The organism is Pseudoalteromonas sp. 4NS20-0020, from assembly GCF_057554385.1.
Genome location: NZ_BAAJMI010000002.1, coordinates 348,943 through 363,377, shown reverse-complemented (window position 1 = coordinate 363,377; position 14,435 = coordinate 348,943). Strand labels below are relative to the sequence as shown.

General features: G+C 38.2%; 16 protein-coding genes. All 16 read right to left on the bottom strand.

What is annotated here, in order from left to right:
- Positions 1 to 54: 54 nt before the first annotated feature.
- From AC27JL_RS05615 to AC27JL_RS05540, 16 genes are read right to left on the bottom strand one after another with little or no spacing between them, the layout of a single operon-like run.
- A complete protein-coding gene (locus tag AC27JL_RS05615; protein WP_277055041.1) occupies positions 55 to 1,284 on the bottom strand; it encodes a beta-ketoacyl-ACP synthase in 1,230 nt (409 codons plus the stop codon).
- Positions 1,284 to 2,009, bottom strand: a complete 726-nt coding sequence (fabG, locus tag AC27JL_RS05610) for a 3-oxoacyl-ACP reductase FabG (RefSeq protein WP_076919770.1) — start codon at positions 2,007 to 2,009, stop codon at positions 1,284 to 1,286. The genes AC27JL_RS05615 and fabG overlap by 1 nt, the downstream gene beginning before the upstream one ends.
- Positions 2,006 to 2,461: a hotdog family protein gene (locus tag AC27JL_RS05605; RefSeq protein ID WP_277055042.1), complete on the bottom strand. Its 456-nt coding sequence runs from the start codon at positions 2,459 to 2,461 to the stop codon at positions 2,006 to 2,008. Before AC27JL_RS05605 ends, fabG begins: the two co-directional genes overlap by 4 nt.
- Positions 2,454 to 3,623: a beta-ketoacyl-ACP synthase gene (locus tag AC27JL_RS05600; protein WP_277055043.1), complete on the bottom strand. Its 1,170-nt coding sequence runs from the start codon at positions 3,621 to 3,623 to the stop codon at positions 2,454 to 2,456. Before AC27JL_RS05600 ends, AC27JL_RS05605 begins: the two co-directional genes overlap by 8 nt.
- Positions 3,623 to 4,210 (bottom strand): DUF3261 domain-containing protein, encoded by a 588-nt coding sequence (locus AC27JL_RS05595; RefSeq protein ID WP_277055044.1) that lies wholly within the window; start codon positions 4,208 to 4,210, stop codon positions 3,623 to 3,625. The genes AC27JL_RS05600 and AC27JL_RS05595 overlap by 1 nt, the downstream gene beginning before the upstream one ends.
- Positions 4,198 to 5,436: an NAD(P)/FAD-dependent oxidoreductase gene (locus AC27JL_RS05590; protein WP_277055045.1), complete on the bottom strand. Its 1,239-nt coding sequence runs from the start codon at positions 5,434 to 5,436 to the stop codon at positions 4,198 to 4,200. The genes AC27JL_RS05595 and AC27JL_RS05590 overlap by 13 nt, the downstream gene beginning before the upstream one ends.
- Before the next feature lie 4 nt (positions 5,437 to 5,440).
- On the bottom strand, positions 5,441 to 7,687 hold the full coding sequence (locus AC27JL_RS05585; RefSeq protein ID WP_487195047.1) for an MMPL family transporter: 2,247 nt from the start codon (positions 7,685 to 7,687) through the stop codon (positions 5,441 to 5,443).
- A gap of 29 nt (positions 7,688 to 7,716) precedes the next feature.
- Positions 7,717 to 8,238: an outer membrane lipoprotein carrier protein LolA gene (locus AC27JL_RS05580; RefSeq protein WP_277055047.1), complete on the bottom strand. Its 522-nt coding sequence runs from the start codon at positions 8,236 to 8,238 to the stop codon at positions 7,717 to 7,719.
- Positions 8,239 to 8,252: 14 nt separating this feature from the next.
- Positions 8,253 to 8,681 carry an acyl-CoA thioesterase gene (locus tag AC27JL_RS05575; RefSeq protein WP_039037437.1) on the bottom strand — a complete coding sequence of 143 codons (429 nt, stop codon included), beginning with the start codon at positions 8,679 to 8,681 and terminating at the stop codon, positions 8,253 to 8,255.
- Positions 8,674 to 10,236 (bottom strand): HAL/PAL/TAL family ammonia-lyase, encoded by a 1,563-nt coding sequence (locus AC27JL_RS05570; RefSeq protein ID WP_475604454.1) that lies wholly within the window; start codon positions 10,234 to 10,236, stop codon positions 8,674 to 8,676. Before AC27JL_RS05570 ends, AC27JL_RS05575 begins: the two co-directional genes overlap by 8 nt.
- Positions 10,220 to 11,179 (bottom strand): lysophospholipid acyltransferase family protein, encoded by a 960-nt coding sequence (locus AC27JL_RS05565; RefSeq protein WP_277055049.1) that lies wholly within the window; start codon positions 11,177 to 11,179, stop codon positions 10,220 to 10,222. Before AC27JL_RS05565 ends, AC27JL_RS05570 begins: the two co-directional genes overlap by 17 nt.
- Complete coding sequence (locus AC27JL_RS05560) at positions 11,169 to 11,918, bottom strand: glycosyltransferase family 2 protein (RefSeq protein ID WP_475604452.1); 750 nt, start codon at positions 11,916 to 11,918, stop codon at positions 11,169 to 11,171. Before AC27JL_RS05560 ends, AC27JL_RS05565 begins: the two co-directional genes overlap by 11 nt.
- A complete protein-coding gene (locus tag AC27JL_RS05555) occupies positions 11,911 to 12,276 on the bottom strand; it encodes an ApeI family dehydratase (protein ID WP_039037441.1) in 366 nt (121 codons plus the stop codon). The genes AC27JL_RS05560 and AC27JL_RS05555 overlap by 8 nt, the downstream gene beginning before the upstream one ends.
- A complete protein-coding gene (locus AC27JL_RS05550; protein ID WP_475604451.1) occupies positions 12,260 to 13,630 on the bottom strand; it encodes an AMP-binding protein in 1,371 nt (456 codons plus the stop codon). Before AC27JL_RS05550 ends, AC27JL_RS05555 begins: the two co-directional genes overlap by 17 nt.
- Entirely contained in the window at positions 13,617 to 14,153 is a 537-nt protein-coding gene (locus AC27JL_RS05545) for a COG4648 family protein (protein WP_254844967.1), read from the bottom strand. Before AC27JL_RS05545 ends, AC27JL_RS05550 begins: the two co-directional genes overlap by 14 nt.
- Positions 14,154 to 14,185: 32 nt before the next feature.
- Positions 14,186 to 14,431, bottom strand: a complete 246-nt coding sequence (locus AC27JL_RS05540) for an acyl carrier protein (RefSeq protein WP_004586477.1) — start codon at positions 14,429 to 14,431, stop codon at positions 14,186 to 14,188.
- Positions 14,432 to 14,435 lie beyond the last annotated feature (4 nt).

Genomic DNA, 14,435 nt, shown 5'->3' with positions numbered 1-14,435 from the left:
AAATTATACAGCAAAAACGCGTCAACAGTTAGTGATTAGTGTTTATAAACTTGATTAATCTTGCTCATACCGTTTAAAAATAAGAGATGTATTAATTCCACCAAATGCAAAGTTATTACTCATGACATAATCGGTGTTAATTTCTCGCCCTTGCATCTTAATATAATCAAGCTCAGCGCAATCATTATCTATGTCGGTTAAATTTATTGTAGGTGCAAACCAATTATCGCTCATCATATTAATAGTAGCCCATGCTTCTATTGCACCACACGCTCCTAAAGTATGCCCTAAATAGCTTTTTAAAGAGCTAATAGGCTTAACACCTAGTGCATTAAAAGTGGCATGAGACTCAGCAATATCGCCTCTATCGGTTGAGGTACCATGCGCATTGACATAACCTACTTTATCAGGTGATAAATTGGCATCTTGCAATGCCATTTCAATGGCTATTTGCATGGTATCTGAAGATGGTTGAGTAACATGTTGTCCATCAGAGTTACAGCCAAAACCGACAACCTCAGCCAATATATTAGCCCCTCGAGCTTTAGCATGCTCATACTCTTCAAGTATTAAAGTACCGGCACCTTCTCCTATAACTAAACCATCACGGTTTTTATCGAATGGGCGAGGCGTATTTTTAGGGGTCTCATTTTTAATACTTGTTGCATACAGCGTATCAAATACAGCTGCTTCGGTAATACAAAGCTCTTCTGCCCCCCCTGCTACCATTACTTTTTGACGACCAAACTTAATTGCCTCATAGGCGTAACCAATACCTTGCGAGCCAGACGTGCATGCCGAGCTTGTAGTGATCACTCGTCCTTTTAAGCCAAAAAACACGCCTACATTTACTGGCGCTGTATGTGCCATCATTTGAATATAACTTGTAGCTGTGACCCCAGACATTGAGCCACTTTCCAACATATTCGCAAATGCGAGAAGCGGCGGTGTTGAACCGGTGGATGAGCCATATGCTACACCGGTAGAGCCATCTGTAAGACTTTTATGTTCAAGTAAATCAGCTTGCTCAAGCGCACGCTCAGTTGCACTAGTGGACATAAGTGCAACTCTACCCATTGAGCGTATTTGCTTACGTTTATAATGGTTAGGTTTTTCAAAATGAGTGACAGGTGCAGCTAAGCGCGTATTAAGCCCATCAGCTTTATCCCATTCACTCATTGTTACAACTGCATTTTCACCTTTGATCAATGCGCTTTTAAATTCATTCCAATCATCGCCTAATGCGGTTATAACCGACATCCCTGTAACAACAACACGTTTCATTAAACCATCCCACCGTTAACCGAAATAACTTGGCGAGTAATGTAGGCTGCATCATCAGACATTAAAAATGCGACCGTACCTGCCACTTCGTTCACTGTTCCCATTCGCTTAAGGGGAATCATTTTCATCATTTCAGTAACCGGAAGCTCATCCGTCATTGCTGTTTCAATCAAACCAGGCGCTACACAATTTACAGTAATTTTTCGCTTTGCTAGTTCCAGCGATAGGGCTTTGGTAGCACCAATAATACCCGCTTTCGCTGCGCTGTAATTTACCTGTCCTCTGTTCCCTGCAATACCCGACACTGAAGCCATAGTGATAATGCGCCCACCTTTACGAGTTTGTACCATAGGCATAACCGTTGGGTGCACAACATTATAAAAGCCATCTAACCCAGTTCTAATTACGCTATCCCAATCATCACCCTGCATTGCCGGAAAAGCCATATCGTTAGTAATGCCCGCATTACACACCACCCCATAGTAAGCACCATTGTTTGTAATATCTTGCTCAATTTGTTGCTTCGCCGCAGCTCTATCACATACGTCAAATTGTAGTAGTGTAGTACTTTGTCCAAGTGCCTGTATTTCTGCACATGTTTGCTGAGCTTGCTCTAAACCATTTCTGCAATGAACAGTAATGTCATAGCCTTGAGCTGCAAGTTTAAGTGCAATAGCCTTACCTATCCCCCGGCTAGAGCCGGTTACTAAAATTCTTTTATTCATTGGTTTTCTCTTATAAACTCCAGCGGATCTTCTGGCTGAAATACATTTATTTTTGCATCACACAGTATTTTTTTATTTTCGCTTATTTGGCATTCAAACACACTCAAACCAGATTCGTCCTGGTAAAGCTTGTGAACATAAATAGTTAATTTACTGTTTTTAGAAAATCTGGCCTCATGGGTTTTATATTTTCGCGTGCCGATCAAAAAGCCTATTCTAACCGCTTCATTAATATCATTAGCTAATGCTCCAGCATAAGCAGCTATAGACTGGGCCATATATTCAATACCTATATAACTTGGCACTCCCTCAATTTGCTCATTATAAAAAGGGCTTTGAGGTGTAATAGTCACTGAGCAGGTTGAAGTTTCATCGCTGTATTCAACTAACTGTTCTATTAAAATCATAGGAGCATCATGGGGTACAACTTGCTCTATAGAATAATTATTCATTATGTATACCTAAAATCAAACTCGCATTATTACCACCGAACGCAAATGAGTTAGATAAGCAGTAATTTAATTTAACCGTACTAGCTTGCTCAATAACGTTAACATCAGCCAGCTTATTTCTTTGTGAGCATTTATTAAAAGGCAAAGTAATATTCCCTCTGCCTCTGAGCAACAGCCAACAGATACCTGCTTCAATTGCACCAGCTGCACCTAAAGTATGTCCAGTTAAGTACTTACTGGAACTCAGCGACGTATTGTTGCCAAACACGCTATTAATTGCAAGGGCTTCCATTTCGTCATTTTTAATTGTTGCTGTACCGTGTGCATTTATATAGTCAATATCACTAGGTAATAAATCAGCATCGGCCAGAGCAGCCTTCATTGCCGATTTTGCACCATTACCGCTAGGGTCTGGCGCCGAAATGTGATGAGCATCAGAGCTTTCACCACCACCTAAAAACATAACGCCATTTTCTAACGGTGCTTCTTTACTCATAACAAATAACGCAGCACCCTCACCTATATTAATACCATCTCTCTCATCGCAAAAAGGCTTACACATTCCTGTGCTCATTGATGCCAAGGCATTAAATCCATTAATGGTAAGTTTGCAAAGGCTATCAACGCCACCACAAATTACAACGTCTGCTAAGTCAGCGGTTATTAAGGCTTTTGCGCTAATAAGAGCTTTAGCACTTGAGGTACATGCCGTTGAAATACTATAACAGGGACCTAACGCCCCTACTTTTTGGGCTATGTAATGCGAAGGAGTGGCAAGTTCTTGATCAGCATATAAAAAGTCACTTGGCCACACACCTTTACTGTCGTGATCAGCTCGAGCCTGTTCGCCATCATGCACCCCTGATGTACTTGTACCTACCACAACAGCAATTCGTGATTTATCAATATGTGAAAAACTGTTAAGTGTTGGGAGTATTTGCTCAAGCGCTATATCAATTAACGTATTAATACGGCGCTTTTGATTTAGAGGAACGCAGTCTACATGCCCAACATAAAATGGCAGATCCTCTGTGCTTAATTCTTTTGTCTTTAAAAGCCGTGGTGCTTCATTATGTTGTAAGTTATTTAGGCTAAAAATTGTATCTTCAATACCTTTGCCCATTGCACTTACAATGCCTAAATCATTTAACCAAAAAGTCACTAGTTTACCTTCTCAAATGTAATTTGATAATGTCGCTCAGTATTATTTAGTACTATTTTATTATCGGTATAATTTATTGTAATAATCGAGCGGTTATCTTTTAATACACGCCTTTTTGTGGCTATCTGCTCCATAACCGCTCCAGATATTTTTTCATTAAGAAATAATAAAGGCCAATGCACTAAAGCAATATCTGCCAATATATAAGCAGGGTCTAAATCGACACCTACTATCATTTTAGTAATATTAGGTGGCTCATTATTTAGTTTTTCAAGCTTTAAAATAGGTAAGCCTTGTGTAGTCATTAATAATAAGTTGATAGTACCCTGCTTGTTTATTTCTAATTGTGCTAATAAAGTATGCTCTTTCTCATTGTTTTGAATATATAAAACATGCTGCCAATTTTGATCAAACATTTGCACAGGCACATGCGAAATATCAAGTGTAGTGGCTGCAGAAATATCAACACGCTCACTGCTTTTATATGTGCTACTACATGCTGTTATGCAACCACACACTAAAGCTATAAAAGTACCTCTTAAAAAGTGTCTGATATGAGCCTCAATAACTGGGATTAATTTTGACATAGCTGCGCTAATACATTTAAACGACGCTCACTTTGAGCAACAAATGGATTATTTTTATCCCATGCGTAACCCGCTAAAATAGCACTGATCATTTCACGAACCTGCGAGTTTTGTTCTGAATAAAAAATAACGTCTTGAAATCGGGTATCGTACCAACCTTTAACAAAGGTTTTAAAACAATCAACTCCTGCCTGCAATGGCTTGGCGTAACATTCATCAAAATCAATCACTTCTCCATTTAAATAATCATCAATAAGGGGGGCAATTAAGTGTGCAGACTTTAAAGCAATAGTCACCCCAGATGAAAACACTGGATCTAAAAATTCACCCGCATTGCCTAGTAAAGCAAAATGCTTTCCATGTAGCGTACATACATTAGCAGAGTAACCACTAACGCTACGCGCCTGTGTTATAGGCACGCGATTAGCTAAAAGTTTTTTTAAGTAAGGGTCTTGTTCTATAAACTGTTTTAAGGTGTCAGCTTCGCTACTCTCATTAAAGCGCGATTGCTTTGCCACAACCCCAATACTGGACGTGCCATCACTAAAGGGGATGAGCCAATACCAAACATCATTAAATTTAGGGTGAACGGTTATTAAAATTTTATTTCTATCAAACAGCTCGTCAGTAATGCCATCATTAAAGTGACTAAAATAAGCACTACGCACAGGAAAAGTAGAAGGTTTTTCTAAATTTAAAAGTTTTGGTAAAACTCGGCCGAAACCGCTCGCATCAAGTACAAACTTAGCCCTTACTTCATACGTTTGTTTTTTATTATTTTGCACTTGCAGCGTCGCACTAGCAGCTTCATCAGTAAAACCAATAACACTATGCTGATAGCGAATTTCAACGCCTTGATGCTGCGCTCTATCAGCAATCAGCTTATCAAAATCAGCCCGTTTAACTTGAAAAGTAGTACCCGGGCCTGGGCTAAATTTTTCAGTAAAATTTATAGCTGTATTTTGGCCATTACGATGAAACGCAGCACCATCTTTAAATTGAAAGCCAAGCTCATCTGCATGTTCATGTATTGTTTTAACTAGCCCAGCATCAGCTAAATATTCCATACATTGAGGTAATAAGCTTTCGCCAATTGAAAATCGAGGAAATAATTGTTGCTCTAGCACCAGCACTTTCCAGCCTTTTTGTACTAATAAGCTACTTACAAGTGCACCTGAAGGCCCTGCTCCTATAACCACAACATCATACTGCTCAAGGTTGTTCAAATTATTATTCCTTTTGAGACTTTAATACACTTAATGGAGATAAAATATATACGGCTAAAATCCCTACCATAACAGTAAGGCCAAAACTAAAAATGGCAGGGGTATTTGAAAAGGCGAGCATACCAAACACACACATCGAAGAGGCGGCCGACAAGCTAATGGCCAATACATTTACCGCCGTTAAGTTGTTAATTTGGTAAAACACTAAATAATCTATGGCTAGGCCAATAATGAGTAAGCCACCTAGCAGATTAAAAATTGAGATACTTCCTTGCGCTGCATTACATACCCAAAGCATAGTCAACAGGCTGACACTTAATGTTATCACCTGCACAGTGCCAATCCGAAGGCCAAATTTATAGCTAAATAAAACAAAGCAAATAACAATGGCCACGCCCAATGTAAGCAATAAATACTGGCTGTAGTTTTCAAGTAGGCTACTGATTTGCTTAGGCTTGTTATATATAAACGCATCTTCATAAGCATTAACGTTAGAAGTTAGCGCTTGCGTGGATACTCCCGATACAGAAAACCAAGTAACAGCTTTATTAGGCTCAACAAACATCTGTGCATTTAAAAGTACTGAAAAATGACTATTTGCTAAAGCGTCGTAACTCAAAAGTTCTGTGTTAGCTGACTCAACTTTTATCCCTGTATATTTTTCAGTAATAATTAACACATCGTTTTTAACAGCCCCATTAAAGAGCGCTAAATTATTTTCTTGCGTGCGCTTACTAGGGAACCAACGCTTAATAGCATTGTGTTTAAGATGCGGGTTAATACGCTTTAAATCACCTATTATTCGTTCTTGCTTTTGCAGTAGTTGTTCAGCATTTGATGCAAATAAAAACACAATGTGACTATCTAATTGCCCCATTAAAGTTAAATGCTTTTGCTCATTAAGTATTAGTTGCTGTGGGCTTGCATTTAGTAAACGTACATCGTTGTTAAATGAAATGGGTTTAAGATAAAACAAAAACATTAACACCAGCCCCAATACGAGTAAAACCGATTGCTTATAACTGTTAAAGCGCACCATTAAACCTAATAACTGCTGACTTTTAATCAAACTTCGCTCAGAGAGCACAAGCTTAGATTGCCAGATAGGTAATATAATTAATGTGAATAACCAAGCGCTCGCAAGCCCAGCAATTACAAACACTGCTACTTGCGATAAAAGTGAAATTGGCGCACCTAATAGACAGCTATAGCCTAGGCCTGTTGTAATAAAAGATAAAAGCAAAGCTGTTTTTGTGCCTTTGCTTAACCCACTACTTTGGTAAAAACTGTTGCCATACGCTAAATCAGTCATCGCATGAAATGCATAATCAATAGCTATACCAATTAGGGTTACAGCAAAAACCAGTGTTAATAAATGAATCGAATTAAACACAAATACCATGGCCGTAGCACCACCAGCCAGTGCACTAAGTACGGTTAAGCTTGCAAGTAAAATGCTACTGACTTGCCTAAATACCCAGAACACCATTAAAAGTAATGCGATTACACTAAGGCCACCAAATAAGCTCATTTCATACTTAGCTTGCTGAGCGTTTTCAGCTGTATGAAAAAGAGCACCTGAATAGCGAATAGTGGTCCGTGGGTAAGTAATATTTAAACTTTCAAGCTTATTTTTAATGCTGCTCGCAAGCTTAATAGACTCATCAATTGGAAGGCTATTATTAGGAATGGTAGCCAATATAACAGCATAATCCTTATGGTTTAAACGGCGCGTTAACCGCTCATTTCTTAAAGAGAATAACTGACTTTGTTTTAAATTATCGCCTATAAATGCAGCAAGACTTAAACTAATATCGGCTTTTAGTGTGGCACTTACAAAAGGGTTTCCTAATTGATTTAATTGAGTAAGGTAAAATGACTCAAACTGTGCTTTATCAACCATACTATTTTTATAATTGTCGCTGAGCAGCGCATGTTGATACGCAGAGAACACTGAAGATAACTGCTCAATGCTTGGCAGTTCAAAGCTATTTTTTATATCACGTTTTAACAGCCATGATTTAAGCTCGTCATGTGCTAAGTTTTTACTATCACCAGTAAATGAAAACATAATACGGTTTGCATTTTTTTTAAAAAAGACCTCTTCGCCGTACGCCAATTGAGAATGTGATTTTGGTAATAAACTAAACATGTCAGCATTTAATACAGGCTTAGTAATATACAAAGCAGCACAAAGTAAAACAGCTAAAAAACCAAACCATGTAATAAGTACACTAATACGTTTAATCACATCACTCTTCCGAAGGTTACTTACACTTATTAATTATTAGGTGTATTTGCATAAGAAAACTCTATTACTGTGTTGCTACCCGAGTGCTCATTTAAAGTTATACTTTGTACACGCTGGTTATATTCACAAAGAATAAAATGGCTAAACAGCTGTTTTAATAGCGTATCTTTTGGCTTTAATAATAAACAGTCTGTTTGGTTTGTTACATCAAAACGCGCATATAAGGCTTTCATATCTAATGCGAGTAAGTCAGTTAATAAGCCTACAAACTGCTCGCTGCCAGGCTGAGGAGTAAGCTCACCCTCTTTATTTTTAACAAATACTTGGCCATTCTCGATTAGTAATGTGCTTTGCACTGGTGTTTTTACATACCAAAGCAGCTTTTCCCCCTCAAGTGTAAACTCCCCTTTAGAGATGAATGGTTTAGAGAAGCCGGCAAAATGCTTTAATTGCTTAAATTCACCCGAAACTGTCGTAGCAGCTAATAAACTGGCACTAAAAAAAACAAAATAAAGAGCACTAACTAACACACAATTTTTTAAATAATTCATAGCATCATCCAATATTAGCTAAGTATTTTTGCAAGCTTATCAACTATCACCGCTGGTGAGGCAAACTGCATTTCTTTAGTCGATATCTCAACAGCAACTTGAGTGGTAGTCGCTTTAGTAATACGCTTATTCGTTATGGCATCTGTAATTACATAATCAATTTTTAATCGGTTTTCGAACTCTTTTAAATGCGCGGTCACTTTAATTTTTTGGGTAAATATGGCGGATGCCACGTACTTAATTTGCATATCCACTATTGGCCACGCATAACCCGACTCCATCATTTGAGGATAGTCGTAATCAAATAATCGCAGTAACTCACAGCGAGCCACCTCTAAGTAGCGAGGGTAATTACCATGCCATACAACATTCATCGGATCGCAGTCATGAAATGGAATTTCAATTTCCACTTCATGAGTTAGCAAAGCGCCTCTACTATTCATATAAAGCCCAACGTTTTTCCTGAATATAACTAATGGTTTGTCTAAGCACCGCTTCCATTGGCCTATCTTCAGTTAGGTTTTCGAAATAATGAGTTATGTCAGTATACATCGCTTGCATATCTGCAGTTAAACTTGAAAATTCAAGTTCGCCTTGTTTAATACGCAGCCTCACCCCTTGAATACTTGCTAGTAACGTACTTGCAATAACCTGCTCTGTAAGCTGTAAAATACGCAAACAATCACGTGAGGCAATAGTCCCCATACTTACTTTATCTTGATTATGGCACTCAGTAGAGCGAGAAAATACACTTGCAGGCATCGTTAACTTAAGCGCTTCAGCAGTATAGGCACTGGCGCCTATTTGCACGGCTTTAAAGCCATGATTTATGTAACGACGTTCAGCCTCACTGTCTGATAAATTTGATGGTAATCCATTATTAAATTTAGTATCGACCAATGAAGCGATTTGCCTGTCGGCTAAATCTGCCAGATTTGCAATCGCCGTTTTCATACTATCCATTGCCATTGCAATGTGGCCGCCATAAAAATGGCCACCATGAAGTACATGTTCACCCTCGCCATCAATAATGGGGTTATCGTTTGCAGAATTAAGCTCGTTTTCTATCATCTGCCTGAAAAATGGCAAACTATCTTGCAATACACCAATAACATGCGGTGCACAGCGAATAGAGTACCTATCTTGCAGTCTATCAGCGTTACGAGGATGGTCATGATGGTTTAAATCATCTCGTATCCATTTAGCAACTTGTTGTTGCCCAGGATGAGGCTTAACAGAGAATAAAATTTCATCAAAATGATGACTATTACCTTTAAGAGCAAGGCTAGACAATGCTGTAATCCTACTTGCAAGTTTTGCTAAATAATTGGCTCTATCAAACGCTAAACAAGCCAGTGCGGTCATCACAGCTGTACCATTCATAACTGCAAGCCCCTCTTTTGGGCGAAGCGTTAAAGGCTTTAAACCAGCCGCTAGCATTACCTGTGCGCTGTTAAGTATTTTATCTTTGTAAAAAACATCACGTTCACCAACCATAGCACCTGCTACATACGACAGTGGGGTTAAATCACCGCTAGCGCCTACCGAACCTTCTTGAGGAATAACAGGTACTATATCAAGGTTTAAATAGTCTTTGAGAAGATTAAGCATTTCCCAGCTTACGCCAGAATAGCCTTGTGAAAGTGATGCTAAGCGCGTAGCTAAAATTGCACGCCCTTGTACTTTATTAAACACATCACCTAGTCCACAACCATGAAAGCGTGTTAAATGTAATGGCAGCTCATCAACTAAGTTAAGTGGCACAGGAACCGTAACTGAGTCACCATAGCCTGTAGTTACTCCATAAATCACACCATCTTCTTTGAGTAGAGAGTCTAAAAAGCTAAGCGCGCTATCAATTTTTGCGCTAAATTGCTCGCAGCCACTTAATTGCACCTGAGTATTTTGATGTGCAATATTAACAATATTTTCAATAGAAAGTTGTTGGTTTCCAAAAAGCTGTACTTCCTGAGCTGACACTCTACTTCTCCTTTGCATTGCTGCGTTCTACTTGCTGATCGTTTTGCCAGAAATCATAAAAATTAAACCACTGAAAAGGATACCGCGCGGCATAAAAGCCTAAACGTGCAGAAAAATCTGTAATTACAGTGGTTAATAGACCTTGCCTTTGTGAGCGGGGTATTTTTAATGTTTGGCTATAATGTTCAAAAATCACATGATACTTTTTTGTTTTTTTATCTTTTAAGCAAAATAAAAAATAAACGGGGCAATCTAATAATGCAGCTAATATAAAAGGCCCTTGAGAAAAAGATGCAGGCTTACCTAAAAACTCAACACGTGTTGATCGCTCACCCGTTGTAGTGCTTGTTCTATCACCAACAATAACGACTATTTCACCCTGCTCTACTTTATCTTTTAATAGAATGGCTAGATCAGGCCCCATATCGCTCACTTGAATTAAGTTAACCGACACCACGGGATTAATTTTTTTAAGCATTTTATTAAATTCAACAGAGTGATGAGTAAATACAAGCACATTAATTTTTTTACTGCTACGATGCTGGCTCAGTGCTCTACATACCTCAAGGTTACCCAAGTGAGAGCCAATAAAAATGGCCCCTTGCTGTTGCTCATTTAAATCAATAAACAGCTGTTCATTAGTATATTGGATATCCTTTTTTGAAATTCGACCGAGCCAACCATCAATTTTATCAAGGGCGCTATCGGCAAAACTACAAAAATGCAAAAGCTGTTGTTTAAAAGTTACTTTACGCTCAACATTATTGTAATTATTAACTTGAGCTAAAAACTGCTTAGAAGCCGCGCGTGCAACTTTACCGGTAATAAACAAATAGCAAACAACCGGGAACAAAATAACCCACAGCCCTTTACGACCAAGTATTTTATGGGCAAATAGTAATATTTGTATACCTAAAAAGTTACCTCGCTCTTGCATTTTAGACCAATGTTTAACGGCCATAACGTCTCTTATATTTATGCCACAGTAAAACAGGTGAACGAAGCAGCATGCCAAAAAATAAACGCGTATGTAACCACGAAATGCGCACATTATCTTGAAGTGGCTGAAAGTGTGACAAGCCATTTTCTGGGTAAACAACCTGGCTTGGTAAAAAAACAAATGGAACGTTGCGCCAATATAACCTAACTAGTATTTCTGGATCAAAGTCCATACGCTTACCGAGCTTAACCTCACTCATAAGCTTATTAGTCACATTTAAGGGGTACACTCTAAAACCACACATTGAGTCAACAATTTTAAAGCTGAGCGTTTCTATCCATACCCACACATGGGTTAAATAACGTGCTAAGTAACGATGTTTAGGAACCGATTCATCATACACTGGGCAACAACTAACTAATGCCTGTGGGTGTGTATTTGAAAGTTCAATCAACTTTTTGATATCTGATAAATTATGCTGACCATCTGCATCTACTTGTATCGCATGGCTATAACCTTGCTCATACGCGCAGCGCAATCCTGTTTGTACCGCACCGCCTTTGCCTTCGTTTTGCTCATGCGATATAAGAGTGAGGTGGGCATATTTTTTCTCAAGAGTAGCAAAAAGAGATTTAGCCTGCACACTACTGGCATCATCAACCATTATTATCGGCAGCGTATACTCAGTTAACGCTGCAAGTACTTCATCAATAACACTTACATGATTAAAATTAGGTATAACAATACAAAAATTATTCATCTGTATCACTTTTAAACACTATGCGCCCAGAGGCGTGTTGGCCTTTATCTGATTGATACGAAAAGCCATACTTACCGCTCGGTTTTTCTTCTACAGTTAATTTAATTGTTAGGCCAGGGGTAATAACAACCTGAAACTTAAGCACTTCAATATCTTTTACTTCACGTTTAACATTAAAGTATTTTCGCACGGCATCTACGGCCCAATCGAGCTGCACTACACCTGCTAAAATAGGGCCTTGACTAAAGTGACCTTTAAAATAATCTAAACTTGGCGGTATAAAAAGCGTTAGGCAATGACCCTGTGTTGACGATACACAGTTAACAAGTTCAGGCTTTGTGTTAATCAGCTTTGACAAAAAGAGACTCCAATACTTTTAAATTTATTTTAGCTTGCGTGTTGTAGGGTAATTGATTTAGAAAACGCCATTTTTTAGGCGTACAGATCCCTTCAAAACGATTCAATGTATGTGTTTTTAAAAGCGTATTAGTCGCTAACTTTCCATTGGCGTTTAAATATGCTTGTCCTTTCTGTGTAAGCACTATAACAGCGCCTAATACTAAACGTTTCCCATTTAGCGTTATTACTTTAGCTTCCTGCACCCACTCACTTTTGCATAAATGTAGCTCTAGTTCGTCAAGGCTTAAGCGTTTTTCTTCAAGCTTTATAATACGGTCAAAACGACCTAGTAATTCAAATTGGCCATTTTGAAATAATGTACCTCGGTCATCTAATAAATAGTTTGTTTGCTCAACTAAAGGCGAATTCAACACTAATCGTTGTTCAGAGGTACTGTGTAATGTGATCCCTAAAAATGGCTGCCAATGACTAACGTTCTCTAAAGACACAACCTGACGATATGCAATTCCGCCAGTTTCGGTGCTGCCAAATACTTGAGTAATGGGTTTATTTAGCTGTTTATTTAAAGTGACAGCGTCTTCATTTTGAAGCGGCCCACCGGATGAGAAAACCCACTGTAAATGTGACTTTTCTTCTATTAAAACGTTATCTTGATGCAGCCGCTTTAGCTGTGCCGGACTGGATATAAACACGGCCTGTGTATTTGTTTTAAGTTTAGTAGCAATATGCTCGGGGTAGTTAAGCAAGTCTGTATCAATTATGTAGTTATTGCTAAGCGGCCATAACACTCTAAATAACAAACCGTAAATATGCTGATGCGAAACACTGGCAATAAATACAGGGTTACGTTTTAAAGCAAACGTACTGTTGAGCGTTTTTATCTCTTTATTAAGCACTCGCCACGATTTAAAAATAGGCTTAGCTTGACCTGAAGAGCCTGAAGTATAAAAAACAAGGTTACCTTCACTCGGCCAAGCAATTTTATTGAACGGTGTGTAGTTAGGTGTAGTTGTTAAATTACCAATATTTTCAAATGGCGTAGTCGCATGCTCGACCAAATCACTATCGCCCAAATAGTAAGGGGTTTGCTCTAAAAGCGCATTGAGTGTTTCGCTTTGACCATTAGGCGGTAAAATTATAGTCCAACCTTTATGCGCCAATGCAAAAAGGTTTACAGCAAAATCATAGCTACTACTGTTGAAAAGCACTGCCGATGCTTTAGTAGGCGATTGCGGAATTTTAGCCAAAACTTGATTAATATCATTAACAAATTGACGCTCAGATAACGCTGAGCCGCTATGATTAAATCGAATATTTATGCTTGCGTTATCTAAAGTATTAAACACCTGCATTCCTTTTTACTTTTTTCCTTACTAACCACTCTACTGCAAATAAAACACCCATAATAATGTATGCAATAAAACCGTTATAAAATGCCCACACATCAAGACTTGTAAACACACTAGTGTATAACGCTATACTGGCGTTAAAAACAAAAAAAACGCACCATATTTTAGTTACATTTTTAGTGTACGAAATGGCTCTCTTATCAAGCTTTGGCTCAGTGATACGCGCAAACGTTTCTATGATGCTTGGACCCTTATAAAGCGAGTAAGCAAAAACAAAAAACATAACAGTATTTACAATAACCGGATAAAGCCGAATACCAAAATCACTGCCGATAGTTTTTGATAAGCCAATAGCTAAAATTCCAAGTAATGAGGCTGGCTTTATCCATGGCATTTTAGCTAATAAAGGCTTGCTTAACCAAAGCCTTATTATTAACAGTGTTAATAAAATCACAGTGAGTAAATAACTGTTGAAACGTGTCAGCCCTATATAAACAATGAAAGGGTAACACGTTAAAAAAATCATTATTAACGCTGTTAAAAATGCCTTAAACATGCTTATTTAACGAGCTTTTCTATTTCAGATACAACATCTTGCACAGTGCGAACTTGTTTAAATGCGTCAGGCTCAATTTTCTTACCTGTAATTTCACGTAACTTAACAACTAAATCTACAGCGTCGATACTGTCTAAGTCTAAATCTTCGTACAGGTTAGCTTCTAAAGAGATATCTTCAGCATCTATTTCAAATTCATTTTCTAAAATGCCGTGTAATACATCATAAATTTCAGCAGCGGTTTTCATTATT

Coding starts and splice junctions, on each gene's coding strand:
- fabG (WP_076919770.1), bottom strand. CDS start 2,009: ATGAATAAAAGAATTTTAGTAACCGGCTCTAGCCGGGGGATAGGTAAG.
- AC27JL_RS05540 (WP_004586477.1), bottom strand. CDS start 14,431: ATGAAAACCGCTGCTGAAATTTATGATGTATTACACGGCATTTTAGAA.
- AC27JL_RS05545 (WP_254844967.1), bottom strand. CDS start 14,153: ATGATTTTTTTAACGTGTTACCCTTTCATTGTTTATATAGGGCTGACA.
- AC27JL_RS05550 (WP_475604451.1), bottom strand. CDS start 13,630: ATGCAGGTGTTTAATACTTTAGATAACGCAAGCATAAATATTCGATTT.
- AC27JL_RS05565 (WP_277055049.1), bottom strand. CDS start 11,179: ATGGCCGTTAAACATTGGTCTAAAATGCAAGAGCGAGGTAACTTTTTA.
- AC27JL_RS05560 (WP_475604452.1), bottom strand. CDS start 11,918: ATGAATAATTTTTGTATTGTTATACCTAATTTTAATCATGTAAGTGTT.
- AC27JL_RS05615 (WP_277055041.1), bottom strand. CDS start 1,284: ATGAAACGTGTTGTTGTTACAGGGATGTCGGTTATAACCGCATTAGGC.
- AC27JL_RS05570 (WP_475604454.1), bottom strand. CDS start 10,236: ATGCAAAGGAGAAGTAGAGTGTCAGCTCAGGAAGTACAGCTTTTTGGA.
- AC27JL_RS05595 (WP_277055044.1), bottom strand. CDS start 4,210: ATGTCAAAATTAATCCCAGTTATTGAGGCTCATATCAGACACTTTTTA.
- AC27JL_RS05580 (WP_277055047.1), bottom strand. CDS start 8,238: ATGAATTATTTAAAAAATTGTGTGTTAGTTAGTGCTCTTTATTTTGTT.
- AC27JL_RS05575 (WP_039037437.1), bottom strand. CDS start 8,681: ATGAATAGTAGAGGCGCTTTGCTAACTCATGAAGTGGAAATTGAAATT.
- AC27JL_RS05605 (WP_277055042.1), bottom strand. CDS start 2,461: ATGAATAATTATTCTATAGAGCAAGTTGTACCCCATGATGCTCCTATG.